This window comes from Pseudomonas sp. Marseille-Q8238 (assembly GCF_965111915.1).
Genome location: NZ_CBCOPI010000001.1, coordinates 4,119,805 through 4,142,468, shown reverse-complemented (window position 1 = coordinate 4,142,468; position 22,664 = coordinate 4,119,805). Strand labels below are relative to the sequence as shown.

The 22,664-nt window shown below is 63.5% G+C and carries 25 protein-coding genes; 18 read left to right on the top strand and 7 right to left on the bottom strand.

What is annotated here, in order from left to right:
- The first annotated feature begins 9 nt into the window (after window positions 1–9).
- From mpl to ACWPW0_RS19240, 3 genes are read left to right on the top strand one after another with little or no spacing between them, the layout of a single operon-like run.
- Window positions 10–1,362, top strand: coding sequence for a UDP-N-acetylmuramate:L-alanyl-gamma-D-glutamyl-meso-diaminopimelate ligase (mpl, locus tag ACWPW0_RS19250; protein WP_454256215.1), 1,353 nt, complete (start codon window positions 10–12; stop codon window positions 1,360–1,362).
- Window position 1,363: 1 nt separating this feature from the next.
- Window positions 1,364–1,993 carry a flavin prenyltransferase UbiX gene (ubiX, locus tag ACWPW0_RS19245; RefSeq protein ID WP_447594136.1) on the top strand — a complete coding sequence of 210 codons (630 nt, stop codon included), beginning with the start codon at window positions 1,364–1,366 and terminating at the stop codon, window positions 1,991–1,993.
- Window positions 1,986–2,279, top strand: a complete 294-nt coding sequence (locus tag ACWPW0_RS19240) for a YceK/YidQ family lipoprotein (protein ID WP_454256214.1) — start codon at window positions 1,986–1,988, stop codon at window positions 2,277–2,279. The genes ubiX and ACWPW0_RS19240 overlap by 8 nt, the downstream gene beginning before the upstream one ends.
- A gap of 276 nt (window positions 2,280–2,555) precedes the next feature.
- Here ACWPW0_RS19240 and ACWPW0_RS19235 read toward each other — a convergent pair whose 3' ends face one another.
- The 5 genes from ACWPW0_RS19235 to ACWPW0_RS19215 all read right to left on the bottom strand — a co-directional run bounded on the left by ACWPW0_RS19235 (window position 2,556) and on the right by ACWPW0_RS19215 (window position 7,391).
- Window positions 2,556–3,032 (bottom strand): YbaK/EbsC family protein, encoded by a 477-nt coding sequence (locus tag ACWPW0_RS19235; protein ID WP_454256213.1) that lies wholly within the window; start codon window positions 3,030–3,032, stop codon window positions 2,556–2,558.
- Between the two features lie 10 nt (window positions 3,033–3,042).
- Window positions 3,043–4,224: an acetyl-CoA C-acetyltransferase gene (locus ACWPW0_RS19230; RefSeq protein ID WP_447594130.1), complete on the bottom strand. Its 1,182-nt coding sequence runs from the start codon at window positions 4,222–4,224 to the stop codon at window positions 3,043–3,045.
- Window positions 4,225–4,386: 162 nt separating this feature from the next.
- Window positions 4,387–5,028 (bottom strand): oxidoreductase, encoded by a 642-nt coding sequence (locus ACWPW0_RS19225; protein WP_454256212.1) that lies wholly within the window; start codon window positions 5,026–5,028, stop codon window positions 4,387–4,389.
- A gap of 100 nt (window positions 5,029–5,128) precedes the next feature.
- Entirely contained in the window at window positions 5,129–6,829 is a 1,701-nt protein-coding gene (locus tag ACWPW0_RS19220; RefSeq protein WP_454256211.1) for a C13 family peptidase, read from the bottom strand.
- 106 nt (window positions 6,830–6,935) lie between these two features.
- On the bottom strand, window positions 6,936–7,391 hold the full coding sequence (locus ACWPW0_RS19215) for a MaoC family dehydratase (protein WP_447594124.1): 456 nt from the start codon (window positions 7,389–7,391) through the stop codon (window positions 6,936–6,938).
- Between the two features lie 175 nt (window positions 7,392–7,566).
- Between ACWPW0_RS19215 and ACWPW0_RS19210 the strand changes: the two genes are divergently transcribed.
- From ACWPW0_RS19210 to ACWPW0_RS19195, 4 genes are read left to right on the top strand one after another with little or no spacing between them, the layout of a single operon-like run.
- Window positions 7,567–7,929 carry a CidA/LrgA family protein gene (locus ACWPW0_RS19210; protein WP_454256210.1) on the top strand — a complete coding sequence of 121 codons (363 nt, stop codon included), beginning with the start codon at window positions 7,567–7,569 and terminating at the stop codon, window positions 7,927–7,929.
- Window positions 7,926–8,642: an LrgB family protein gene (locus ACWPW0_RS19205; protein WP_447594120.1), complete on the top strand. Its 717-nt coding sequence runs from the start codon at window positions 7,926–7,928 to the stop codon at window positions 8,640–8,642. The genes ACWPW0_RS19210 and ACWPW0_RS19205 overlap by 4 nt, the downstream gene beginning before the upstream one ends.
- Before the next feature lie 18 nt (window positions 8,643–8,660).
- The gene (locus tag ACWPW0_RS19200) at window positions 8,661–9,239 is read left to right on the top strand and encodes an LON peptidase substrate-binding domain-containing protein (RefSeq protein WP_454256209.1); all 579 of its coding nucleotides are present in this window, start codon (window positions 8,661–8,663) and stop codon (window positions 9,237–9,239) included.
- 50 nt (window positions 9,240–9,289) lie between these two features.
- Window positions 9,290–9,952, top strand: coding sequence for a class I SAM-dependent methyltransferase (locus tag ACWPW0_RS19195; RefSeq protein WP_454256208.1), 663 nt, complete (start codon window positions 9,290–9,292; stop codon window positions 9,950–9,952).
- Between the two features lie 285 nt (window positions 9,953–10,237).
- Here ACWPW0_RS19195 and ACWPW0_RS19190 read toward each other — a convergent pair whose 3' ends face one another.
- Both ACWPW0_RS19190 and ACWPW0_RS19185 read right to left on the bottom strand, forming a co-directional pair.
- Window positions 10,238–11,554 (bottom strand): bifunctional DedA family/phosphatase PAP2 family protein, encoded by a 1,317-nt coding sequence (locus ACWPW0_RS19190; protein WP_447594114.1) that lies wholly within the window; start codon window positions 11,552–11,554, stop codon window positions 10,238–10,240.
- Window positions 11,539–12,261 carry a DNA-3-methyladenine glycosylase gene (locus tag ACWPW0_RS19185; RefSeq protein WP_454256207.1) on the bottom strand — a complete coding sequence of 241 codons (723 nt, stop codon included), beginning with the start codon at window positions 12,259–12,261 and terminating at the stop codon, window positions 11,539–11,541. Before ACWPW0_RS19185 ends, ACWPW0_RS19190 begins: the two co-directional genes overlap by 16 nt.
- Window positions 12,262–12,431: 170 nt before the next feature.
- Here ACWPW0_RS19185 and ACWPW0_RS19180 point away from each other — a divergent pair, with 170 nt between their 5' ends.
- The 11 genes from ACWPW0_RS19180 to lipB all read left to right on the top strand — a co-directional run bounded on the left by ACWPW0_RS19180 (window position 12,432) and on the right by lipB (window position 22,626).
- A complete protein-coding gene (locus ACWPW0_RS19180) occupies window positions 12,432–13,697 on the top strand; it encodes a glutamate-5-semialdehyde dehydrogenase (RefSeq protein ID WP_454256206.1) in 1,266 nt (421 codons plus the stop codon).
- Window positions 13,697–14,359 (top strand): nicotinate-nucleotide adenylyltransferase, encoded by a 663-nt coding sequence (nadD, locus tag ACWPW0_RS19175; protein WP_454256205.1) that lies wholly within the window; start codon window positions 13,697–13,699, stop codon window positions 14,357–14,359. Before ACWPW0_RS19180 ends, nadD begins: the two co-directional genes overlap by 1 nt.
- Window positions 14,360–14,366: 7 nt before the next feature.
- The gene (gene rsfS / locus ACWPW0_RS19170) at window positions 14,367–14,717 is read left to right on the top strand and encodes a ribosome silencing factor (RefSeq protein ID WP_447594106.1); all 351 of its coding nucleotides are present in this window, start codon (window positions 14,367–14,369) and stop codon (window positions 14,715–14,717) included.
- 12 nt (window positions 14,718–14,729) lie between these two features.
- Window positions 14,730–15,197 (top strand): 23S rRNA (pseudouridine(1915)-N(3))-methyltransferase RlmH, encoded by a 468-nt coding sequence (rlmH, locus tag ACWPW0_RS19165; RefSeq protein WP_447594104.1) that lies wholly within the window; start codon window positions 14,730–14,732, stop codon window positions 15,195–15,197.
- Window positions 15,198–15,224: 27 nt separating this feature from the next.
- A complete protein-coding gene (gene mrdA / locus ACWPW0_RS19160) occupies window positions 15,225–17,150 on the top strand; it encodes a penicillin-binding protein 2 (protein WP_454256204.1) in 1,926 nt (641 codons plus the stop codon).
- On the top strand, window positions 17,147–18,292 hold the full coding sequence (gene rodA, locus ACWPW0_RS19155; protein ID WP_447594100.1) for a rod shape-determining protein RodA: 1,146 nt from the start codon (window positions 17,147–17,149) through the stop codon (window positions 18,290–18,292). Before mrdA ends, rodA begins: the two co-directional genes overlap by 4 nt.
- A gap of 5 nt (window positions 18,293–18,297) precedes the next feature.
- A complete protein-coding gene (mltB, locus tag ACWPW0_RS19150; protein WP_454256203.1) occupies window positions 18,298–19,320 on the top strand; it encodes a lytic murein transglycosylase B in 1,023 nt (340 codons plus the stop codon).
- Window positions 19,317–20,345: a septal ring lytic transglycosylase RlpA family protein gene (locus tag ACWPW0_RS19145; RefSeq protein ID WP_447594097.1), complete on the top strand. Its 1,029-nt coding sequence runs from the start codon at window positions 19,317–19,319 to the stop codon at window positions 20,343–20,345. Before mltB ends, ACWPW0_RS19145 begins: the two co-directional genes overlap by 4 nt.
- A 99-nt stretch (window positions 20,346–20,444) precedes the next feature.
- Window positions 20,445–21,608 carry a D-alanyl-D-alanine carboxypeptidase family protein gene (locus tag ACWPW0_RS19140; RefSeq protein ID WP_454256202.1) on the top strand — a complete coding sequence of 388 codons (1,164 nt, stop codon included), beginning with the start codon at window positions 20,445–20,447 and terminating at the stop codon, window positions 21,606–21,608.
- Between the two features lie 122 nt (window positions 21,609–21,730).
- Window positions 21,731–22,009, top strand: coding sequence for a DUF493 domain-containing protein (locus ACWPW0_RS19135; protein WP_447594093.1), 279 nt, complete (start codon window positions 21,731–21,733; stop codon window positions 22,007–22,009).
- Window positions 22,009–22,626: a lipoyl(octanoyl) transferase LipB gene (lipB, locus tag ACWPW0_RS19130; RefSeq protein ID WP_454256201.1), complete on the top strand. Its 618-nt coding sequence runs from the start codon at window positions 22,009–22,011 to the stop codon at window positions 22,624–22,626. The genes ACWPW0_RS19135 and lipB overlap by 1 nt, the downstream gene beginning before the upstream one ends.
- Window positions 22,627–22,664: the final 38 nt, after the last annotated feature.

The window sequence follows — 22,664 nt, the reverse complement described above, 5'->3', positions numbered from 1 at the left end:
GGGTTATCCATGCACATCCATATTCTCGGTATCTGCGGCACCTTCATGGGCTCCCTGGCCGTGTTGGCCAAGGAGCTGGGCCATCGCGTGACCGGTTCCGACGCCAACGTCTATCCGCCCATGAGCACCCAGCTCGAAGCCCAGGGCATCGAACTGATGCAGGGCTATGACCCCGCGCACCTGCAGCCGGCGCCGGACCTGGTAGTGGTCGGCAACGCCCTGTCGCGCGGCAACCCGGCGGTGGAGTACGTGCTGAACCAGGGCCTGGCGTATGTCAGCGGCCCGCAGTGGCTGGCCGATCATGTATTGCAGGGGCGCTGGGTGCTGGGCGTGGCCGGTACCCATGGCAAGACCACCACCAGCAGCATGCTGGCCTGGGTGCTGGAGCACGCCGGCATGAGCCCGGGCTTTCTGATCGGTGGTGTACCGCAGAACTTCGCGGTGTCGGCCCGCCTGGGCGGTACGCCGTTTTTCGTGGTCGAGGCCGACGAGTACGACAGCGCCTTCTTCGACAAGCGCAGCAAATTCGTCCACTACCGCCCACGTACGGCGATCCTCAATAACCTGGAGTTCGACCACGCGGACATCTTTCCGGACCTGGCCGCGATCGAACGGCAGTTCCACCACCTGGTGCGTACGGTGCCGAGCGAAGGCCTGGTGATACACCCGGCCGCCGAACAGGCGCTGGGCCGGGTGATCGGCATGGGCTGCTGGACGCCGGTGCAGACCACCGGCGATGGCGGCCAGTGGCAGGCGCGCCTGCTCAGCGCAGACGGCTCGCGCTTCGAGGTGCTGTTCGATGGCGTCGTGCAGGGCACGGTGGCGTGGGAGCTGACGGGTCGCCATAACGTCGACAATGCCCTGGCCACCCTGGCTGCGGCGCGTCATGTCGGTGTGGTGCCGGAGCTGGGCATCGCTGGCCTGAGCCTGTTCAAGAGCGTCAAGCGGCGCATGGAGAAGGTCGCCGAAGTACAGGGCGTGACCATCTATGACGATTTCGCCCACCACCCGACAGCCATCGCCACCACCCTGGACGGCCTGCGCAAGCGCGTCGGCAGCGCCCAGGTGATCGCCGTGGTCGAGCCGCGCTCCAACTCGATGAAGCTCGGCGCGCACCGCGATGGCCTGGCGGATTCCGTGGTGCAGGCCGATCGCGTGTACTGGTATGCGCCGGCCAACCTCGGCTGGGACCTGGCCGCCACGGTAGCCGGCTCGACCGTGCCGACCGACGTGTGCGATTCGCTGGAGGCGATCATCGCCGGGGTCAAGGCGCATGCCGCGCCAGGCACCCAGGTGGTGGTGATGAGCAATGGTGGTTTCGGTGGCTTGCACGGCAAACTGGCCCAGGCCCTGGAGGCGTGACATGAGCGGTCCGCAACGCATCACCCTGGCCATGACCGGCGCCTCGGGCGCCCAGTACGGGCTGCGCCTGCTCGACTGCCTGGTGCAGGAAGAGCGCGAAGTGCACTTCCTGATCTCCAAGGCCGCGCAACTGGTGATGGCCACCGAGACCGACGTCACCCTGCCGGCCAAACCGCAGGCGATGCAGGCCTTTCTCAGCGAATACACCGGCGCCGCGCCAGGGCAGATCCGCGTGTACGGCAAGGAGGACTGGATGGCGCCGGTGGCCTCCGGTTCCGGCGCGCCCGCGGCGATGGTGGTGGTGCCCTGTTCCACCGGCACGCTGTCGGCGATTGCCACGGGCGCCTGCAACAACCTGATCGAGCGTGCGGCCGATGTCGCCCTCAAAGAGCGCCGACAGCTGATCCTGGTGCCGCGCGAGGCGCCGTACTCCAGCATTCACCTGGAGAACATGCTCAAGCTGTCCAACCTGGGCGCGGTCATCGTGCCGGCGTCGCCCGGCTTCTATCACCAGCCGCAGACCATCGACGACCTGATCGACTTCGTTGTCGCGCGGATCCTCAACCTGCTGGATATTCCCCAGGACATGCTGCCGCGTTGGGGCGAGCATCATGTCGGTGGCGATGAGTAAGGCCTGGTCGTTGCTGGCCGTGGCGTTTGCGCTGCTGGCCAGTGGTTGTGCCAGCGTGCGCACGCTGGATGCGGCCCAGCCCGGAGCGCCGATCATCTATTCGGGCACCCGCCTGGATTGGTATTCACTGCAGGGCGGCTGTTGCCCTATGGATCGCTTCGGCGCCGAGGCACCCCGGTATGCCGGCCTGGACCTACCGGCGAGCGCATTGCTCGACACCCTGTTGCTGCCCTTTGCCCTGGCGGCAGAGCTGGGGTTCGGCCTGGGCGTACAAGGCGGTCGCTGAGGCATGGTACGTGGCTAAGGTCTGCTGTCGTTTCGCCTCAACTCATTGAGTCAGATGGAGCGATACTTCCTGTCCAGCCCTCATAAGGGCCTCTTCGAGGCACAAGCGGACACCAAAATTGGTGGGCTAAAGCCCACCCTACGCAAGGGTATAACTCTGTAGGGTGGGCTTCAGCCCACCAACTGGTGCGTCATGAACCGTAAAGGTCCAACGTCCACAACTGCCTCGATCCAGCCATCTCTATTGAAACTTCAGCAGACCCTGGGGTCGTTGAGATTACGCTGCTGTCTCAACGGCCTGGCAGACATCCACCCAGTGCGCATGGACCAGTTCGGCCAGGCGCTGCGGGGCGATGTGCACCGCGCTGTTTATGGAGCCGGCGGCCGGCACCACTTCAGTGAAGTCCAGCAAGGAGCGGTCGCAGTAAACCGGTAGCGGCGTAGCCAGGCCGAAGGGGCAGACGCCACCGACGGGGTGGCTGGTCAGCGCCAGCACCGTCTCGGCGTCGAGCATCTTGGCCTTGGTGCCGAACGCTTCTTTCATCTTGCGATTGTCGATGCGCGCGTCACCACGGGCCACGATCAGCACATTCTGCTCGCCAACGCGGAAGGCCAGGGTCTTGGCGATCTGCCCCGGTTCGACACCATGCGCCTGCGCAGCCAGGGCCACAGTCGCGGTGCTGGTTTCCAGCTCCACGATCTGCAGGTCCGGCGCGTGAGTGGCGAAGAAGGCGCGAACGGATTCGAGGCTCATCGCTGGCTCCTCAGGCGCGCTCGACAGCCAGGGCTACGCCCTGCCCGCCACCGATGCACAGGGTCGCCAGGCCTTTCTTGGCGTCACGACGCTGCATTTCGTGCAGCAGGGTGACCAGCACGCGGCAACCGGATGCGCCGATGGGGTGGCCGAGGGCGATGGCGCCGCCGTTGACGTTGACCTTGTCCAGGCTCCAGCCCAGCTCCTTGGCCACCGACAAGGCCTGGGCGGCAAAGGCCTCGTTGGCTTCGACCAGGTCCAGATCGTCGATGCTCCAGCCGGCCTTGCTCAGCACGCGGCGGGTAGCCGGGACCGGGCCGATGCCCATGTAGGCCGGGTCGACACCTGCACCGGCGGCTGCGGCGATCTTCGCCAGCACCGGCAGTTGCAGTTCAGCGGCTTTCTCGGCGCTCATCAGCAGCACCGCTGCGGCGCCGTCGTTCAGGCTGGAGGCGTTGCCGGCAGTGACGCTGCCTTCTTTCTGGAACGCAGGCTTGAGCTTGGCCAGGGTTTCGGCCGTGGTGCCTGCACGTGGTTGTTCGTCACGGGCAAAGGACACCGGGTCGCCCTTGCGCTGCGGGATCAGGACCGGGGTGATCTCGGCATCGAAGCGGCCAGCTTCCTGTGCGGCGCTGGCGCGTTGTTGCGAGGTGGCGGCGAACGCATCCTGCTGCTCGCGGCTGATGGCGTATTTGCTCGCCAGGTTCTCGGCGGTAATACCCATATGAAAATCGTTGAAGGCATCCCACAGGCCGTCCTGGATCATGGTGTCGACCACCTTGCCGTGGCCCATGCGCAGGCCGGTGCGGGCCTGGGGCAGGACGTACGGGGAGAGGCTCATGTTCTCCTGCCCGCCGGCGATGATCACCTCGGCATCGCCACAGGCAATCGCCTGGTAACCCAGTTGTACGGCCTTGAGGCCCGAGCCGCAGACCTTGTTCAGGGTGAACGCCGGAACCTGTTGCGGCAGGCCGGCAAGAATCACGCTCTGCCGTGCGGGGTTCTGCCCGGCGCCAGCGGTCAGCACCTGGCCGAGGATCACTTCGTCGATCTGTTCGGCCTTGACGCCGGTCTGCGCGAGCAGGCTGCGGATCACCGTGGCACCGAGCTCCACGGCGGGAATCTGGCTCAGTGCGCCCTGGAAGGCGCCGATGGCGGTACGGGTGGCGGCGACAATCACAACTTCACGCATGGATGCTCCGGTATCTGGCAGTGGTTGGCCCGTCGTCGAACGATGGGCGCGGCCTGCCAGAAGTGCCGAGGCGACTCGGCAGGCGCGGGGAGGTCAGAGTGTAATGGGCTTGACTTGAAACTGGGTAGTGCGGTTTCTGCTGGTCTTTTTGTGACTGATTGGTCAGCGCCCGAGCCGGCGCAACTCGTCGGACTCGACCACGCGCAAACCATCACCTTCTTCCAAGGCCAGACGCCAGAGCGCGAAGGCGAGCGTGGTTGCGGCAATTGCCCGGTATTTGCCTGGCAACCAGCGCATCACGCCGCTGAGCAGGCGCTCACCGAGTCGGAATTCCTGACGCGAGCCCAGTAGTAGGGAAGGGCGTACCAGGGTCAGTTGCGGCCAGTCCTGGGCGATCAGGGCTTGCTCCGTTTCACCCTTGACCCGGTTGTAGAACACGCCGGAGCGGGCATCGGCGCCGAGTGCGCTGATCACCAGCAGGTGGCGGGCGCCGAGGGCGCGGGCACGTTCGGCGAAGGCCAGCACCAGGTCATGGTCGACAGCGCGGAAGGCCTCCTGCGATCCGGCCTGGCGGATGGTGCTGCCCAGGCAGCAGAAGGCGGTATCGACGGGGCCTTGCAGCGTCGGCAGCAGCGCGGCGAGTTCACCCACCGGGTTGTCCAGGTGCGGGTGCTCGGCCAGCGGGCGGCGGCTTGGCGCGAGCACGCGGGTGATGGTCGGCTCGTTGAGCAGACGATCGAGCAGGTGTTCGCCGGTCAGACCGCTGGCACCGGCGATAAGGATGTGCTGAGGCGTCAGGTACATGCTGTGTTCTCCGCAGATAGTCCCAGCTTAGAAGTTTTTCGACGCGTGCGTCTGCGTTCTATGCCGCTTTCTTTGCATGGCGCTGGGATCAGTAATGGCACTAGTTGTCGCCCTGTGCCGTCAGTGCCTGCTCGGCCTGGCTGGCGCGCAGGGTATGCCAGTGCTTGAGCACGGCAGGTGGTGCCCAGAGTTGGGGCTCCGAGGGCTCGAAGCCATCTTCCTGCTCGCGTTTGGCAATGCTGGCCTTGGCCAGTTCGAAGGCGCGTTGCAGGTCATCGGTTTGCGTGAGGGCCTCGGCGAACAGGGCGCGGCCGAAGTAGGTGAAGTCGTTTTCTTCCGAGCAACCGAAGGACACCCGGTCGGCACGTGCGGCCGTCATGACCAGGGTCTTGTCGTCTTTCAACGGGGCGATGAATCCCCCCGAGTAGCAGGCTGATATCACTATTACCTTGTGGCGATCATGCAGGGGTTGCAACAGCGTGGCCAGCTCGGTGGCCGGCAGGTTGTCCAGCTCCAGGCGAGGCTGGTTGAGGCTGAGCTGGTGGTCAGGCGAGCCATGGCTGGTCAGGTAGATGAAGATCAGGTCTTCCTTGCCACTGCGTTCGGCCAGGGCGCGTACCGCACGGGTCAGGCTCTCGCGGGTGGCCAGCGGGCGATCGCTGATGTGGTCGCGGTGGTTGCTCAGGGTGATGGCGCCGTGTGCGCCGAAGCGTTCGCGCAGCAGGGTGGTCACGTAATCGGCTTCGCGCAGGAATACGCTCTGGGTGCCGTCACCGGCCAGCGTCAGGCTGTACAGCTCGGTGGCCGGGGTCGAGGCGGGGATGGCGGCAATGGCCTGCTCCAGTAGGCGCCCCTGTTCCAGCAGGCCGACTTCAAGCGGGTCGGCCACCGGCTGGCCTTGGCTGTCACGCACCAGTTGGCCAGCGTTCCAGATGCCGCTGCGCTGGCTGCCATCGGCGAGTGTCAGGGTGCCGCTGCCGTTGTACTGGTCATCGGCAAACTGGCCTTTATAGACGCTGCCGTCGGCCAGGCTCAGGATGCCCGCACCGTCGTAGCGCCAGTATTTGAACTCGCCCTGATAGTGGCTGCCATCGGTACCGCGGAATTCTCCCTTGCCTTGCAGGGCGCCGTCATGAAACTGGCCGCGCCAGACATCGCCGTCAGCATTCTGGAAGCGTCCTTTGCCATGAAACTGCTCGTTCTTGAATCCGCCGCTGTAGCGATCCCCTTCGGCGCCACGGTAACTGCCTTCGCCGCTCAACCCGCCCTTGCCGAAGGTGCCGCTGTATTGATTGCCATTGACCAGGCGAACCCCTTCACCTCGTGGTTCGCCGCGCACGAAACGGCCCTGGAAACTGTTGCCTGCTCCCCATTCCAGGGTGCCCAGACCATGGTATTTGTCATCGCGGAACTCCCCGCGGTAGCTCAGGCCGCCCTGGCTGAGATGACCTTCGCCATGCAGACGGCCCTGCTTGAAGGCGCCTTCATAGCGGCTGCCATCGCTATAGGTCAGGGTGCCCTGGCCCTCGAACAGCCCCTGATGGAACTGGCCGACATAGGTTTCGCCGTTGGCCCCACGCCATTTGCCCTGACCCTCGCTCTGGCCGTCCTTGAATTGCCCGGCATACCAGCTGCCGTTGGCGTAGTCGATGCGTCCTTCACCCTGGAGCAGGCCATCGATGACATCGCCCCGGTAGCGGCCGCCATCCGGGAGTACGGCATCCGGTGGCAGCAACGGTTCGCCATCGCCACAGGCGGTCAGCAGGAGGATCAGGGTGAAGGGGGCGAGGATACGAGGCATGGGAGACGTCCAGGTCGGGTCATGCGGCGAGTATGCCGGGAGCCAAACGAAAACGGGGCGCTAGTGCGCCCCGTGATGATGAAATTTAAAGCTCAGCAATCGGCGATCAAACGAAGCAGAGGGTCAGCGGCTCGGCGATGTAGGCCGGCTTGTCCTCACCTTCGATTTCCAGGGTGGCCTGGGCCTTGATCAGCCATTGGCCTGCGCGTTTCTCGGTGACTTCGAGAATGCTCACGGCCAGACGGACGCGGGAGTTGACCTTGACCGGCTGAATGAACCGCACGCTGTCCAGGCCGTAGTTGACGGCCATTTTCAGGCCCTCGGGCATGATCATCAGGGCTTCCATCAGCTTGGGGATCAGCGACAGGGAGAGGAAGCCGTGTGCAATGGTGCTGCCAAACGGGGTGTGCTTGGCCTTGACCGGATCAACGTGGATGAACTGGTGGTCGCCAGTGCATTCGGCGAACTGGTTGATGCGTTCCTGGTCGATGGTCAACCATTCCGAGCGTCCAAGCTCTTTGCCTACATAGTCTTGCAGTTGGGTTACGGGTACGAGCGGCATAGATCCTCCTTGAGGATGCGAGGTTATTTGTTGTTTTTGGTACTGAACCAGGCTGGGGGCTAGATCAACATGAGTGCGCGGGCGGGTCAAGATCAAACAGCAAAAGGCCTCGGTGGTTTATGGCGCACCCTAGGCCATGTCTATAATGGCGCCCGCAAACCCGCCGGAGGTTCTCATGCTGTTGCGTGGCCTGACCTGGCTGGTGCTGTTCCAGTTGCTCGGCACCGCCCTCAATTCCCTGTTTCTTCCCCTGTTGCCCGGACCGATCATCGGCATGTTGCTGTTGTTCGTGTTCCTCCTGGTGCGCGGCGAAGTCGGCACGCCCCTGAGCGAAGCGGCCGCCGGGCTGCTGCGCTATCTACCTTTGCTGCTGGTGCCGCCCGCGGTCGGCGTGATGGTTTATGCCGATGCCATCGCGGCTGATTTCTGGGCGGTGTTCGGGGCGCTTGCCTTGTCGCTGGTGTTGGGGTTGCTGTTTGCCGGCTGGCTGATGCAGAAACTGATCGATCGCCAGGCGCGTCGTCGGGGGCAATCATGAGCCTCGACTGGCAGGCCGCCATGCAGGCGGTGATCCACCACCCGCTGTTTGGCGTCGGCGTGACCCTGGGCGTGTATCAACTGGCCCTGGCCGCCTATGAGCGTACCCGCTGGATGTTCCTGCAGCCGGTGCTGGTGTCGATGGCGGTGCTGATCGGGGTGCTGGTTGCCTGCGGTTTGAGCTACGAGGAATACCGCGACAGCACCTTCCTGCTCAGCGTGCTGCTCGGCCCGACCACCGTGGCGCTGGCGGTGCCGCTGTACCTCAATCTGCGGCGTATTCGCCAGTTGCTCTGGCCGGTGTTGATTACGCTGGTGGTCGCGGGTGTGGTGGCCACCGCGCTGGGCGTGGCGTTGGCCTGGGCCTTCGGCGCCGACCGCATGATGTTGATGACCATGGCGCCCAAGTCGGTGACCTCGCCCATCGCCATGCTGGTGGCCGAGCAGATTGGCGGCGTGGCCGCGCTGGCGGCGGTGTTCGTATTGATCACCGGGGTGCTGGGGGCGATGGTCGGCCCGGAATTGTTGCGGCGCATCGGCGTTCATCACCCGGCGGCACAGGGCATGGCACTGGGGATGACCGCGCATGCGGTGGGCACCTCGCGTGCCCTGCAGGAAGGCGAGGAGTGTGGCGCGTTTGCCGCCTTGTCGATGAGCTTGATGGGCATGGCCACGGCAGTGGTGCTGCCGCTGGTGGTTGCCATCGTGGTCTGATCCAGCCGAGATATCCCTATGCGCTATCCATTGTTTCCCCTCAACACCGTGCTGTTTCCCGGTTGCTTGCTTGATCTGCAGATTTTCGAGGCCCGTTATCTGGATATGGTCAGCGCCTGCATGCGCCGAGGCGAGGGCTTCGGTGTGGTGGGCATTCTCGATGGTGAGGAAGTCGGCGCGGCGGCAGGCCATGCTCAGGTTGGCTGTGAGGCGCTGATTCGCGACTTCCAGCAGCGCCCCAATGGCCTGCTCGGGATTCGAGTCGAGGGTGGGCGGCGTTTTCGCGTCGAGCAGACGAGCGTGCAGGCGGATCAGTTGGTGCTTGCGGATGTCGTCTGGCTCGACGATCCCGCGGATGAACCCGTGCTTGACGAGCATGTCGATCTCGCCGCCCTGCTTGCGGCGCTGGCCGAACACCCGCTGGTGGCTGGACTCGCCATGGGCAGCGCGGCGGATAGCCAGCAGGTCCTGGCCAATCGTCTTGCCTACCTGCTGCCGTTCAGCATCCAGCAGAAGGTCGATCTGCTGGAGCAGGACTCGCCCTTGGTGCGGCTCGATTGCATCCAGGCACTGCTCGATGAGTTGCAGGGCGCGTGAGGCGGCCTTCAGCGTCGCAGCACTCCATCTCCCCCGATTAGAGCTGGCAAATGAAAAGCCCTGATGAGTTGAAGCAACTGGCTGAGCAACTGAGCTGCCCGAAAGATGATGCCGGTATTGATATCGCCCATGTCATGCATGAGAGCAACATCGGCATGACCCGTCAGGCCATCGATGCCTTGGCCATTCGGGATGGCGATGCGGTCCTGGAGCTGGGGCATGGCAGCTGCCGGCACTTGCCCGAGCTGTTGAGTCGCGCTGCCGACGTCTCCTATTGCGGGCTGGAGATCTCGACGCTGATGCAGGCCGAGGCCAGGGCGTTCAATGCCGGTGCAGTGGCTGCGCAGGTCGCGTCATTTCACCTCTATGACGGCGCTGTCATTCCCTTTCCTGCGCGCTCCTTCGACAAGGTGCTGACGGTCAATACCCTGTATTTCTGGCGCGACCCGGTGGATCTGCTCCGACAGATCCAGGCGTTGCTGAGACCGGGCGGTTCGCTGGCAATCAGTTTTGCCGACAAGGCATTCATGCAAAGCCTGCCATTCACCGCGTATGGCTTCACGCTGTATGACAAAGCGCAGGTAGAAGCGTTGGCGCGTGAGGCCGGCTTTGCGCAGGTGTCGTTCAGCGAGCACCGCGAGCGCATCAAGAGCAAGGCGGGCGATGAGGTCGACAGACTGTTCCATGTCGCCAAGCTGACCAGGCTCGATTGATGGGCCTTGCCTAGGTAGCCGGTACTTGGGGCTGCTACCGTTTCGACATGGATGGCTGGAGCGGGCCAGTTGCGGGCACTGCAAGGTGGGCTAAAACCCACCCTACAAATCTATACCCTGCGTAGGGTGGGCTTTAGCCCACCAATTAACGCCTCAAGAAACGCAAGGTCGAGCGTCTGCAACTGCCTCAAAAGTGCCCGCTTAAGGGCTTTGTTGAGATGTATTTCCTTGTTATTCAATGTGCTATATCAAAAATCCAACAAACCCTAATGCCGTAGGCGCGTCTCAGTAACGATACCGATGCAGCGCCTCCGGCAGGGCCCAGCCACTTACGGCGCAGAGCAGCAGCAGGGTCGCCGGTAGAATCAGCCACCACACGCGGGCGCTCAGCGAGGGTACCGTGGAGCGCCGCTGCAGGACGGCCAGGCAGACTGCGCAGACAGTGCTGGCGAGCAACGCACCGGCCAAAATGTCCGTTGGCCAATGCACCCCCAGGTAAACCCGCGACAGGGCGATGGCCAGCGCTGGCAGGCTGGCCAGCAGCAGCCAGGTCAGGCGCATGCGTGCCGGTTGTCCGCGACCGGCCAGCACGCCGAGGCTGAGAAACAGGGCGAAGGCGGCCGAGCTATGGCCGCTGGGCAGGCTGAACGTGTCCAACGGCTGCAGCAGTACATCTGGCCGGGCGCGGGCGAAGACATGCTTGAGGCCGGTGTTGGCCAGGGCGGTGAACAGCAGGACGCTGCCGACGAAGATCGCGGCGCTGAAGCGCCGGCTGAGCAGCAGCAGGCTGGTCAGCAGGATGCCCGCGGCAAGCTGGGTGCTGAAGTTGCCAAGTCCGGTGATCAGCAGGGCGATGCTGTCCAGCGTACTGTGGCGTTGTTCCTGTACCAGGGTCATCAGGCCCTGGTCGAGCGCTGTCAGATGTGGCCAGCCGAGCAGCAAGGCGAGCAGCAGTGCAGCGGTCAGGCCGGCGCTGAGTAGCGAGGACAAGCGCTTCTCGCGCAGGCTGCTGTGAATGACGAGCACCAATATGAGGGCGACAGCGCCGGCGACTACGCCAGCCTCTCCCCAGAAACCGTCTGGCAGTGGCAGGCGCAGCGCCGCCCCGGTGGCCCAGCCGGGCAGCACGTACGCGACGGCCCAGCCTGCAGCGGCAAGCATGCTGACCAGAATGAATTTCACGAATGGCATGTCGAGCATGCCGGCGACCAGGGGCAGCATTGGGCGCAATGGTCCGATGTAGCGGCCGACCAGCAGGCTGATGACGCCATAGCGCTGGAAGTAGTTCTCCGCGCTGCCCAGCCATTGCGGGTTGTCGCGCAGCACCGGCAGGCCGCGGATACCCTGGTGGAAGCGTCGGCCAAGGGCATAGGACACGGCATCGCCGAGCAGGCCGCCGAAGTAGGCCAGGACCATGCTTTCCCACAGGGTCAGGGCGCCACTGCCTGCCAGCACGGCCAGGGTGAACAGCACCACGGTGCCGGGGATGAGAATGCCGGCCACGGCCAGGCACTCCAGAAAGGCGATGATGAAAATGCTCAATCCCAGCCACTGTGGGTTGGCTTCCAGCCAGATGCTCATGGTGTTTAACCATTCGCCCATGGGTACGGCTCCTGTGTGGTGAGGGTATCGATCAATTGGTAATCACGGCCTTGGACCTGTCCTCGGCGTATTGGGTTGCGTGTGCAGTGGCGAGCGAATGTGGCGTCGACGAAACGATAGGGCAAGTGTTCATCGCGTCCGCTGGGGATGCCCAGTCGTGTGGTCTGGATAATCTGCCGGGGACGCTCGCCGACATCCTCGACGAACAGGCGCTGGTTGTCGAAGCGTTGCGCATCCCATTCCGGCACTTTCAAGCCGAGCGCTTTGCACAGCAGGGTTTGTCCGGCGCACAAGCGCTCAGGCGGACGTGGCTGACCCGTGGCGCTTGGGTTGTTGGCCTGCATGCGTGCCAGGCTATCGGGGCTGCAATGGGTGTCGTGCCAGGGTGTCGCGGATTTGATCAGGACTGCATTGCCTGGCCCCTGGGCGCTGAAGTTCAGCGAGTCGCCGCCACGGGCGTAGTACATATAGATGTGCCCACCATCGAGAAACAGGGCGCGGCGCTTCTCGGTATAGCCAAGGGAGGCGTGGCTGCCTTTTTCGGCGGCGTAATAGGCTTCGGTTTCGATGATGCGTGCCGCCAGCCAGTGACCGTTGTGGCGATGGCGGATGACCATGCCGAGCAGATCGCGCGCCACTGTCTGTGCATCGCGGTCGAAGAACGCGGCAGGCAATGGGTGGGCGTCGGGCCAGGGGGCGGCGCTCATGAGCAATCCAGAGGCATAAAGGGCGCGATCTTAACAATGCGTCGTCTATCTGGGCGCAAAACTTGTCGCATTTTGTCTGCAGCGCACCCGTCTGCCGGGCAGCGCTGGGCGCGGGGCGGCGGGCTCGCTATAATCAGCCCCTTTTCCCAATTGTCAGGCATTCCGAGACCATGACTGAGTCCGTGCTCGATTACATGAACCGCCTGGGCCGCGCCGCGCGCGAGGCCTCGCGGGTGCTGGCGCGTGCCAGCACCGCACAGAAGAACCGTGCCTTGCACGCAGCCGCCAATGCCCTCGACGCTTCCCGTACCGAGCTGGTCGCGGCCAACGAGCTGGATTTGGCTGCCGGGCGCGCCAATGGCCTGGAGCCGGCCATGCTCGACCGCCTGGCGCTGACGCCTGCGGTGATCGACAGCATGATCGAAGGCCTGCGCCAGGTTGCCACGCTGCCTGAGCTGATCGGCGAGATCCGCGATATGCGCTACCTGCCATCGGGTATCCAGGTGGGCAAGATGCGTGTGCCGCTGGGTGTGATCGGGATTATCTACGAGTCCCGCCCGAACGTGACCATCGATGCGGCCAGCCTGTGCCTGAAGTCGGGCAATGCGACCATCCTGCGCGGTGGTTCCGAGGCGATTCACTCCAACCAGGCGATTGCCCGCTGCATCCAGCTCGGTCTGGCCGACGCTGGCCTGCCGGCCGCTGCCGTACAAGTGGTGGAAACCACCGACCGTGCCGCCGTCGGCGCGCTGATCAGCATGCCGGAGTATGTCGACGTGATCGTGCCGCGTGGCGGCAAGGGCCTGATCGAGCGCATCAGCCGCGACGCCAAGGTGCCGGTGATCAAACACCTGGACGGCGTCTGTCATGTCTATGTCGACAAGGCCGCCGACCTCGACAAGGCCATCCGCGTTTGCGACAACGCCAAGACCCAGCGCTATTCGCCGTGCAACACCATGGAAACCCTGCTGGTACACGCTGCCATTGCTGAGCGTGTATTGCCGCCGCTGGCTGCCATCTACCGCGACAAGGGTGTCGAGTTGCGTGGCGATGCGGCTACCCGCGCGCTGCTCGGTGCCGATGTGCTGGAGGCGAGCGAGGAAGACTGGTTCGCCGAATACAACGCGCCGATCCTGGCGATTCGCATCGTCGACTCGCTGGACCAGGCGATCGAGCACATCAACCAGTACGGTTCGCAACACACCGACGCGATCATCACCGAGAACTTCAGTGATGCGCGGCGTTTCCTCACCGAGGTGGATTCCGCTTCGGTGATGGTCAATGCCTCGACGCGTTTCGCCGATGGCTTCGAGTACGGCCTGGGTGCGGAGATCGGCATCTCCACTGACAAGCTGCACGCGCGCGGCCCGGTCGGCCTGGAAGGCCTGACCAGCGAGAAGTACGTGGTCTTTGGCGACGGGCATATCCGTACCTGATGGCAACCACACGACCACGGCGTATCGGGATTCTGGGAGGCACCTTCAATCCCGTGCACATCGCCCATCTGCGTGGCGCGCTGGAAGTGGTCGAGCAATTGGCGCTGGACGAATTGCGGCTGATACCCAGCGCTCGTCCGCCGCATCGCGAGGCGCCACAGGCCACGGCCGAACAGCGCCTGGCCATGGTCGAGCTGGCAGTCGCCGACGAGGCGCGCCTCAAGGTCGATGACCGCGAGCTGCGCCGGGACAAGCCGTCGTTCACCATCGACACGCTGGAGTCCGTGCGTGGCGAGTTGGCGGCGGATGACCAGCTGTTTCTGCTGGTTGGTTGGGATGCCTTCTGCAGCCTGCCGACCTGGCACCGCTGGCAGGCCTTGCTGGACCACTGTCATATCGTGGTGCTGCAGCGTCCGGATGCGGACAGTGATGCGCCGCAAGCCCTGCGTGACCTGCTGGCGGCCCGCAGTGTGAGTAACCCCCAGGGCCTGGTCGGGCCGTGCGGGCATATCGCTTTTGTCTGGCAGACCCCGTTGGCGGTGTCTGCCACACAGATTCGTCATTTGCTGGCGGAGAAGCGTTCGGTACGTTTTCTGGTACCGGATGCTGTGCTGGCCTATATCCAAACGCACGGGCTGTACCGTGCGCAAACCGATTCATGAGGTAACGATGCAAAACGAAGAACTGGTCAAGGTCGCCATTGCGGCCCTGGAAGACCTCAAAGGTCAGGAAATCATCACCATCGATGTGCGCGGCAAGACCAGCGTCACCGATTTCATGGTGATCGCCAGCGGTACCTCCAGCCGTCACGTCAAGTCGCTGGCCAATGAAGTACTGGACAAGGCCAAGGAGCAGGGCGTGCGCCCGCTGGGTAGCGAAGGCCTGGACGGTGGCGAGTGGGCACTGCTCGACCTGGGTGACGTCGTGGTGCACGTGTTCCAGGTGGCCACGCGTCAGTTCTATGACCTCGAGCGTCTGTGGCAGGGCGCCGAGCAGAGCCGCGCTCAGCATCAGGAATAAGAAGCCGCTAGCGTGCGTATCAAATTGATCGCCGTGGGCTCGCGCATGCCACGCTGGGTGGAAGATGGCTGGCAGGAATATGCCAAGCGTCTGCCGCCAGAGCTGGCGCTCGACCTGGTGGAAATCCCGCTGACCACGCGCGGCAAGAACGCCGATGTGGCGCGGCTGATCCGTCAGGAGGGGGAGGCCATGCTGGGCAAGGTGCAGCCGGGCGAGCGCATCGTCACCCTCGAGGTGACGGGCAAGCCTTGGAGCACCGAGCAACTGGCCACCGAGCTGGATCGCTGGCGTCTGGATGCGCGCACCGTCAACCTGATGGTGGGCGGCCCCGAGGGCCTGGCGCCAGAGGTCTGTGCCCGTAGCGAACAGCGTTGGTCGTTGTCGCCGCTGACCCTGCCGCATCCGCTGGTGCGCATTCTGATCGGTGAGCAGATCTACCGGGCGTGGACAGTGTTGTCCGGCCATCCGTATCACAAATAAGTCATTCGTCGAGTTAAGTAGTCCCCGATGCCGCAGCCGATTCGCCTGAAGGACCACGAAAAGGATGCCCGCCTGGTAAGGCGGCGCGTCGTGGTCGGCGCCGTCGTGGTGCTGGTGGTGACGGCCTTGCTGATCGCGCGGATGTACTACCTGCAGGTGATCCAGTACGAGTACCACTCGACGCTGTCGGAGAACAACCGGGTACATGTGCAGCCGATCCCGCCCACCCGCGGGCTGATCTATGACCGCAACGGCGTGATCATCGCCGACAACCGCCCCAGTTTCAGTCTGACCATCACCCGTGAACGTGCTGGCGATTGGGCCAAGGTGCTCGACTCGATCGTCGAGGTGCTGGATCTGAGCGCGGATGACCGTGCGTTGTTCGAGCGGCGTATGCGCCAGGGGCGTCGGCCGTTCGAGCCGGTGCCGATTCTGTTCGAGTTGTCCGAGGAGCAGATTGCCCGCATCGCGGTTAACCAGTTCCGCCTGCCGGGCGTGGATGTGGCCGCGCAACTGGTGCGCCATTATCCGCAGCGTGAGCACTTCGCTCATTCGGTCGGCTATGTCGGGCGCATCAACGAGCAGGAGCTGAAGACGCTCAACCGAGTCAACTACAGCGGCACCCACCATATCGGCAAGACCGGCATCGAGCGTTACTACGAGAAAATGCTCCATGGCGAGGTGGGTTACGAGGAAGTGGAGACCAATGCCCGTGGCCGGGTACTGCGCGTGCTCAATCGTACCGACCCCAAGCCTGGCAAGGACCTGGTGCTGAGCCTCGACGTGAAGCTGCAGGAGGCTGCCGAACTGGCGCTTGGCGGGCGGCGTGGTGCGGTCGTGGCCATCGAACCGAGCACGGGTGAGGTGTTGGCAATGGTCAGCCAGCCGAGCTTCGATCCCAACCCGTTCGTCACGGGTATTGGCTTCCAGGCTTACGCCGACTTGCGCGACTCCATCGACCGGCCCCTGTACAACCGCGTACTACGCGGCCTATATCCGCCTGGCTCGACGATCAAGCCGATGGTGGCGGTTTCTGGCCTGGATAGCGGTGTGGTCACTCCGTCCACGCGCGTGTTTGACCCGGGCTATTACCAGCTGCCCAATTACGATCACAAGTATCGCAACTGGAACCGCACGGGCGATGGCTGGGTGAACATGGAAATGGCCATCATGCGTTCCAACGACACCTACTTTTACGACCTCGCCCACAAGATGGGCATCGATCGCCTGCACAATTACATGAGCCGCTTCGGTTTTGGTCAGCGTGTGTCCCTGGATATGTTCGAGGAGTCGGCGGGCCTGATGCCATCGCGCGACTGGAAGCGTGCCCGCTATCGCCAGGCCTGGTACCCGGGCGAGACCCTGATTCTGGGTATCGGCCAGGGCTATATGCAGGCCACGCCGCTGCAACTGGCGCAGGCGACCAGCCTGATGGCCACGCGCGGCAAGTGGATTCGCCCGCACCTGCTGCGCAGTGCCGAGGGACGCACCCCGCAGGAACTGATGAAGCTCGAGCTGATGCCTGAGGTGGATACCCCGGATGACATCGTGCTGCGTGACCCCAAGTTCTGGGATGCCGGCCGGCTCGGCATGGAGCAGGTGATGCACGGCCCGCGGGGTACGGCGCGCAAGGTTGGCGATACGGCGGCCTATCGCATCGCCGGCAAGAGTGGTACCGCACAGGTGGTGGCGATCAAGCAGGGTGAAAAATACGACCGCTCCAAGGTCAACGAGCGCCACCGTGACCATGCCCTGTTCGTCGGTTTTGCGCCGGCCAACGACCCGAAGATCGCCGTGGCGGTCATGGTGGAGAACGGTGAGTCCGGTTCTGGCGTTGCTGCGCCGGTGGTCAAGCAGGTGATGGATGCCTGGCTGCTCGGTGAGGACGGTCAGCTGAAACCCGAATTCCGACCGGCTCAGACGCCGACGGCAGAGGCGAGTACCAGTCCATGAGCAATAATTTTGACCGTAACCTTTCCCAGGAGGATGTGCTCAAGCGCCGCGCCACGGTGTTGCAGCGTCTGCACATCGATGGCTGGACGCTGCTGATCCTGCTGGTGCTGGCGGCTGGCAGCCTGTTCGTACTGTATTCGGCCAGTGGCAAGCACTGGGACATGCTGGTCAAGCAGGCCACCTCTTTCGGTATCGGCTTGGTGGCGATGTTCGTCATCGCCCAGTTCGAGCCCCGTTTCATGGCGCGCTGGGTGCCATTGGCTTACCTCGTAGGCGTCGGCTTGCTGGTGGTGGTCGAGGTGATGGGGCACACGGCGATGGGTGCAACGCGCTGGATCAACATCCCCGGTGTGATTCGCTTCCAGCCGTCCGAGTTCATGAAGATCATCATGCCGGCGACCATCGCCTGGTACCTGGCCCGGCACAACCTGCCGCCACGCTTCAAGCACATCACCATCAGCCTGGTGCTGATCGTGGTGCCGGTGGCGCTGATCCTGAAACAGCCGGACCTGGGCACCGCCATGTTGATCTTCGCCTCGGGCGCCTTCGTGCTGTTCATGGCTGGCCTGCAGTGGCGCTGGATCGTCGGCGCGGTGACAGCGCTGGTACCGGTTGGCGTGGCAATGTGGTTCTTCGTGTTACACGACTACCAGAAGCAGCGCGTGCATACCTTCCTCGACCCGGAAAGCGACCCGCTGGGCACTGGCTGGAACATCATCCAGTCCAAAGCGGCGATTGGTTCGGGCGGGGTTCTGGGCAAAGGCTGGCTGCTTGGCACCCAGTCGCACCTGGATTTTTTGCCCGAAAGCCATACGGACTTTATCATTGCCGTACTCAGCGAAGAGTTCGGCCTGGTTGGAGTGTGTATCCTGCTGTTCGTCTACCTGCTGCTGATCGGTCGCAGCCTGGTGATCACCGCCCAGGCGCAGACGCTGTTCGGCAAGTTGCTGGCGGGTAGTCTGACCATGACGTTCTTCGTCTACGTATTCGTTAACATCGGCATGGTCAGTGGACTGTTGCCGGTAGTGGGGGTGCCTCTGCCCTTTATCAGCTACGGCGGAACTCATTTGGTGACGCTGCTGTCAGGGTTTGGGGTTTTGATGGCGATCCATACCCATCGCAAGTGGATCGCACAGGTTTGAGAAGAGTGAATAATTTGAAACACGCATCGAGCGGCTGGTTGATTCGCGGCATTCATCGGCTCGGCTTTGCCGGCCTGCTCGGCTTGAGCTCCCTGGCTGTCGCCGGTGACTATGACGGTTCGCCGAAAGTCGCCGAGTTCGTCGCCGAGATGACCCGAGACTACGGTTTCGCCGGCGAGCAGCTGGTCAGCCTGTTTCGCGAGGTGGAGCGCAAGCAGGCGATTCTCGATGCCATTTCCCGCCCGGCGGAGAAGGTCAAGCCGTGGAAGGACTACCGGCCAATCTTCATTACCGATGCTCGCATCAGCAAGGGTGTGGACTTCTGGAACCGCAATGCCGAGGCTCTGGCCCGCGCCGAGAAAGAATATGGCGTGCCCGCCCAGGTGATTGTCGCGATCATCGGCGTGGAAACCTTCTACGGTGGCAATACCGGTAGCTGGCGTGGCATGGATGCGCTGTCCACGCTGTGCTTCGACTACCCGCCACGTTCGCCGTTCTTCTGCAAGGAGCTCAAGGAGTTGTTGCTGCTGACCCGCGAAGAACAGATCGATCCGCTCAGCCTCAAGGGCTCTTATGCGGGCGCCATGGGACTGCCGCAGTTCATGCCGAGCAGCTTCCGCGCCTACGCGGTGGATTTCGACGGTGACGGCCACATCAATATCTGGAGCAACCCGGTGGATGCCATCGGCAGTGTTGCCAGCTATTTCAAACGTCATGGCTGGGTGGCCGGTGAGCCGGTGGTCAGCCGTGCCCATGTCAAAGGCGAGCAGGCCGATGAAGGCCTGACCCAAGGGCTCGACCCGGTGAAGAACGTCGGTGAGCTGCGTGCCCTGGGTTGGACCAGTGCCGACGTGCTGCGTGACGACATTCCAGTCACGGCGATTCGCTTCGAAGGCGCCGAGGGCAATGAGTACTGGATGGGGCTGCCCAACTTCTATGTAATCACCCGCTATAACCGCAGTGCCATGTACGCCATGGCGGTGCACCAGTTGTCCGAGTTGCTGCTGGCCAAACGGAGTGGGCAATGATGACCCGTCTGCAAACCCCTCTGCGCGGCCTGGCCTTTGCCGCACTGGGCCTGGCCCTGGCCAGTTGCTCGTCCACCAGCCAGTCGCCACAGCCGGTCGCCACAGGCGGTACGCTGTCGGGCCCGAATGACTACAACCGCCCGCACCGTGACGGCGCGCCCTGGTGGGACGTGGATGTGTCGCGCATCCCGGATGCCGTGCCGATGCCACACTACGGCGCCTACAAGGCCAACCCTTACACCGTGTTGGGCAAGACCTACTACCCGATCAACGATGCGCGCCGCTACAACGCAGTCGGTACGGCGTCCTGGTATGGCACCAAGTTCCACGGTCAGGCCACGGCCAACGGCGAGTCCTATGACCTGTACGGCATGACCGCCGCCCACAAGACCCTGCCGTTGCCCAGTTATGTGCGGGTGACCAACCTGGATAACGGCAAGAGCGTGATCCTGCGGGTCAACGACCGCGGACCGTTCTATTCCGACCGCATCATCGACCTGTCTTTCGCCGCGGCGAAGAAGCTCGGTTATGCCGAAAGCGGTACCGCACGTGTCAAGGTCGAAGGTATCGATCCCCATGAGTGGTGGGCCCAGCAGGGACGTCCGGTGCCGATGGTGCTGGCTCAGCCGAAGATGGCGAACGCTGCGCCGAACCAGGCCGTCGTTGCCAGTGCGCAGCCCATCGCGCCATCGCTGGTGGTCGAGCAATACACACCGCCGCCCCAGCAGCATGCTGCGGCCGTGGTGCCGGTGCAGATCGACGCAAAAAAAAACGATTCAGTCGCAGCCTCTGGCCTGTATCTCCAAGTGGGCGCCTTCGCCAACCCGGACGCTGCGGAGCTCCTGAAGGCGAAGCTGAGCGAGACGGTAGCTGCCAAGGTGTTTATCAGCTCGGTGGTGCGCAATCAGCAGATCCTGCATCGAGTACGCCTGGGGCCGATCGGCACGCAGGGTGAGGTACAGCAGCTGCAGGATAGTGTGCGCCTGGCCAATCTCGGACAGCCGACCCTGGTGCGCGCCGACTGACCTTTTCGTTCGTCGCCCCGTTTGTCGTCGGGGCGGCGGTGAATGCAGCCGGCCTCTGGTCGGTTGCGCCATTGTTGAATAGCTATCACAGAGAGACGGATGAATATCACCCGCTTTGCCCGACACCTGTCCTTGTTCGCCCTGCTGATCACCGCGCCGCTCACCTGGGCTGCGCAAGAGCAGGTTATCCCGTCGCCCCCGCAACTTGCTGCCAAGTCCTATGTGCTGCTCGACGGCGCCAGCGGCAAGGTGCTGGTCGAGAACAACGGCGACCAGCGCCTGCCCCCGGCCAGCCTGACCAAACTGATGACGGCCTACATCGCCACGCTGGAAATCCGCAAGGGTCAGATCGGCGAGCAGGACCTGGTCACGGTCAGTGAGCACGCCTGGCGTACCGGTGGCTCGCGCATGTTCATCCAGGTCGGTACCCAGGTCAGCGTCAGCGACCTGCTGCACGGCATCATCATCCAGTCCGGCAATGACGCCAGCGTGGCCCTGGCCGAGTACATCGCCGGTAGCGAAGACGCGTTCGCCGACATGATGAACACCACTGCCGAGCGTCTGGGCATGAAGAACAGCCACTTCATGAACGCCACCGGCCTGCCACATCCGGAGCACTACTCCAGTGCCCACGACATGGCGATTCTGGCCCAGGCCATCATTCATGAAGATCCGGAACACTATGCGATCTATTCGCAGAAGGAGTTCTTCTGGAACAACATCAAGCAGCCCAACCGCAACCTGCTGCTGTGGCGTGACAAGACCGTCGATGGCCTGAAAACAGGCCACACCGATGAAGCCGGCTTCTGCCTGGTGGCCTCTGCGGTGCGTGACAACGCACGCATGATCACCTCCGTGTTCGGCACTGTCAGCGAGCAGGCTCGCGCTGCCGAAACGCAAAAGCTGCTGACCTACGGTTTCCGCTTCTTCGAGTCGCAGACCTTCTACAAGCAAGGCCAGGAGCTGGCCCAGGCGCAGGTCTGGAAAGGTACTGCGCATCAGGTCAAGGCCGGTCTGTCCAAGGACCTGACCCTGACCCTGCCCAAGGGCCAGGCCAAGCAGCTGCAAGCGACCATGAGCCTGGAGCCGCAATTGATCGCACCGATCAAGCAGGGCGACGTGATCGGCAAGGTCGAGGTCAAGCTGGGTGATCAGGTGGTTCACAGTGCCGATCTGGTCGCGCTCGAGGCCGTTGACGAAGGTGGTTTCTTCCGCCGCGTGTGGGATAGCATCCGCCTGTTCTTCTACGGTTTGTTCAACTGAGGACTGGTTTCTGATTGGGCGAGTGATCCTCTGGCTGCCTGATCTGAACGTAGTCAACGACAACCATGGGCGCCCCTATCCGGGGCGTTCTGCTCTGGATGGGCCAAAAACCCGCTGATGCCATGACCGATACCGACGTACAACCTCCGAAAATCGAATTTCCCTGCGAGCGCTACCCGATCAAGGTGATTGGTGAGGCCGGTGAGGGCTTCTCCGACATGGTGGTCGAGATCATCGAGCGCCATGCGCCGGGGTTCGATACGACGACCCTGGTTACCCGTGACAGCCGCAATGGGCGTTTCCTCTCCGTGCAGGTGCTGATCACCGCGACTGGCGTGGAACAGCTGCAGTCCATTCATGGCGACCTGAAGGCCACTGGCCGCGTGCACATGGTGCTCTAGTGGCCGAGTTGACCGTACGCCACCTTGGTGTGGTGGACTATCTGCCGACGCTGGAGGCGATGCGGCGCCTGACTGACGAGCGTGATGCGCAGACCCCGGACGAGATCTGGCTGTTGCAGCATCCGCGGGTCTTCACCCAGGGCCAGGCCGGCAAACCGGAGCATCTGCTGATGCCGGGCGACATCCCGGTGGTTCAGGTCGACCGTGGTGGCCAGGTGACCTACCACGGCCCCGGCCAACTGGTGGCCTATCTCATGCTGGACCTGCGTCGTCTGGGCCTGGGTGTGCGCGAGCTGGTGACGGCAATGGAGCAGAGCCTGGTCGATGTCCTGGCCACCTATGGCGTGGCGGCGGCGCCAAAGGCCGATGCCCCTGGTGTGTATGTCGGCGGCGACAAGATTGCCTCGCTGGGCTTGCGGGTGCGGCGAGGTTGCTCGTTCCACGGCCTGGCGCTCAACGTGGACATGGACATGTCCCCATTTGGGCGGATCAATCCCTGCGGGTACGTCGGACTGAAGATGGTGCAGCTCAAGGACGTTCTCGCTGAGCCGCCGGTCTTCGATGAAGTGGCGCAACGTCTGGAACAGGCGTTACGCCAGCGACTGGGATACGTGTAGGGCGCGCCCCCTGCACGCCCTACACCCAGATCTGGGAT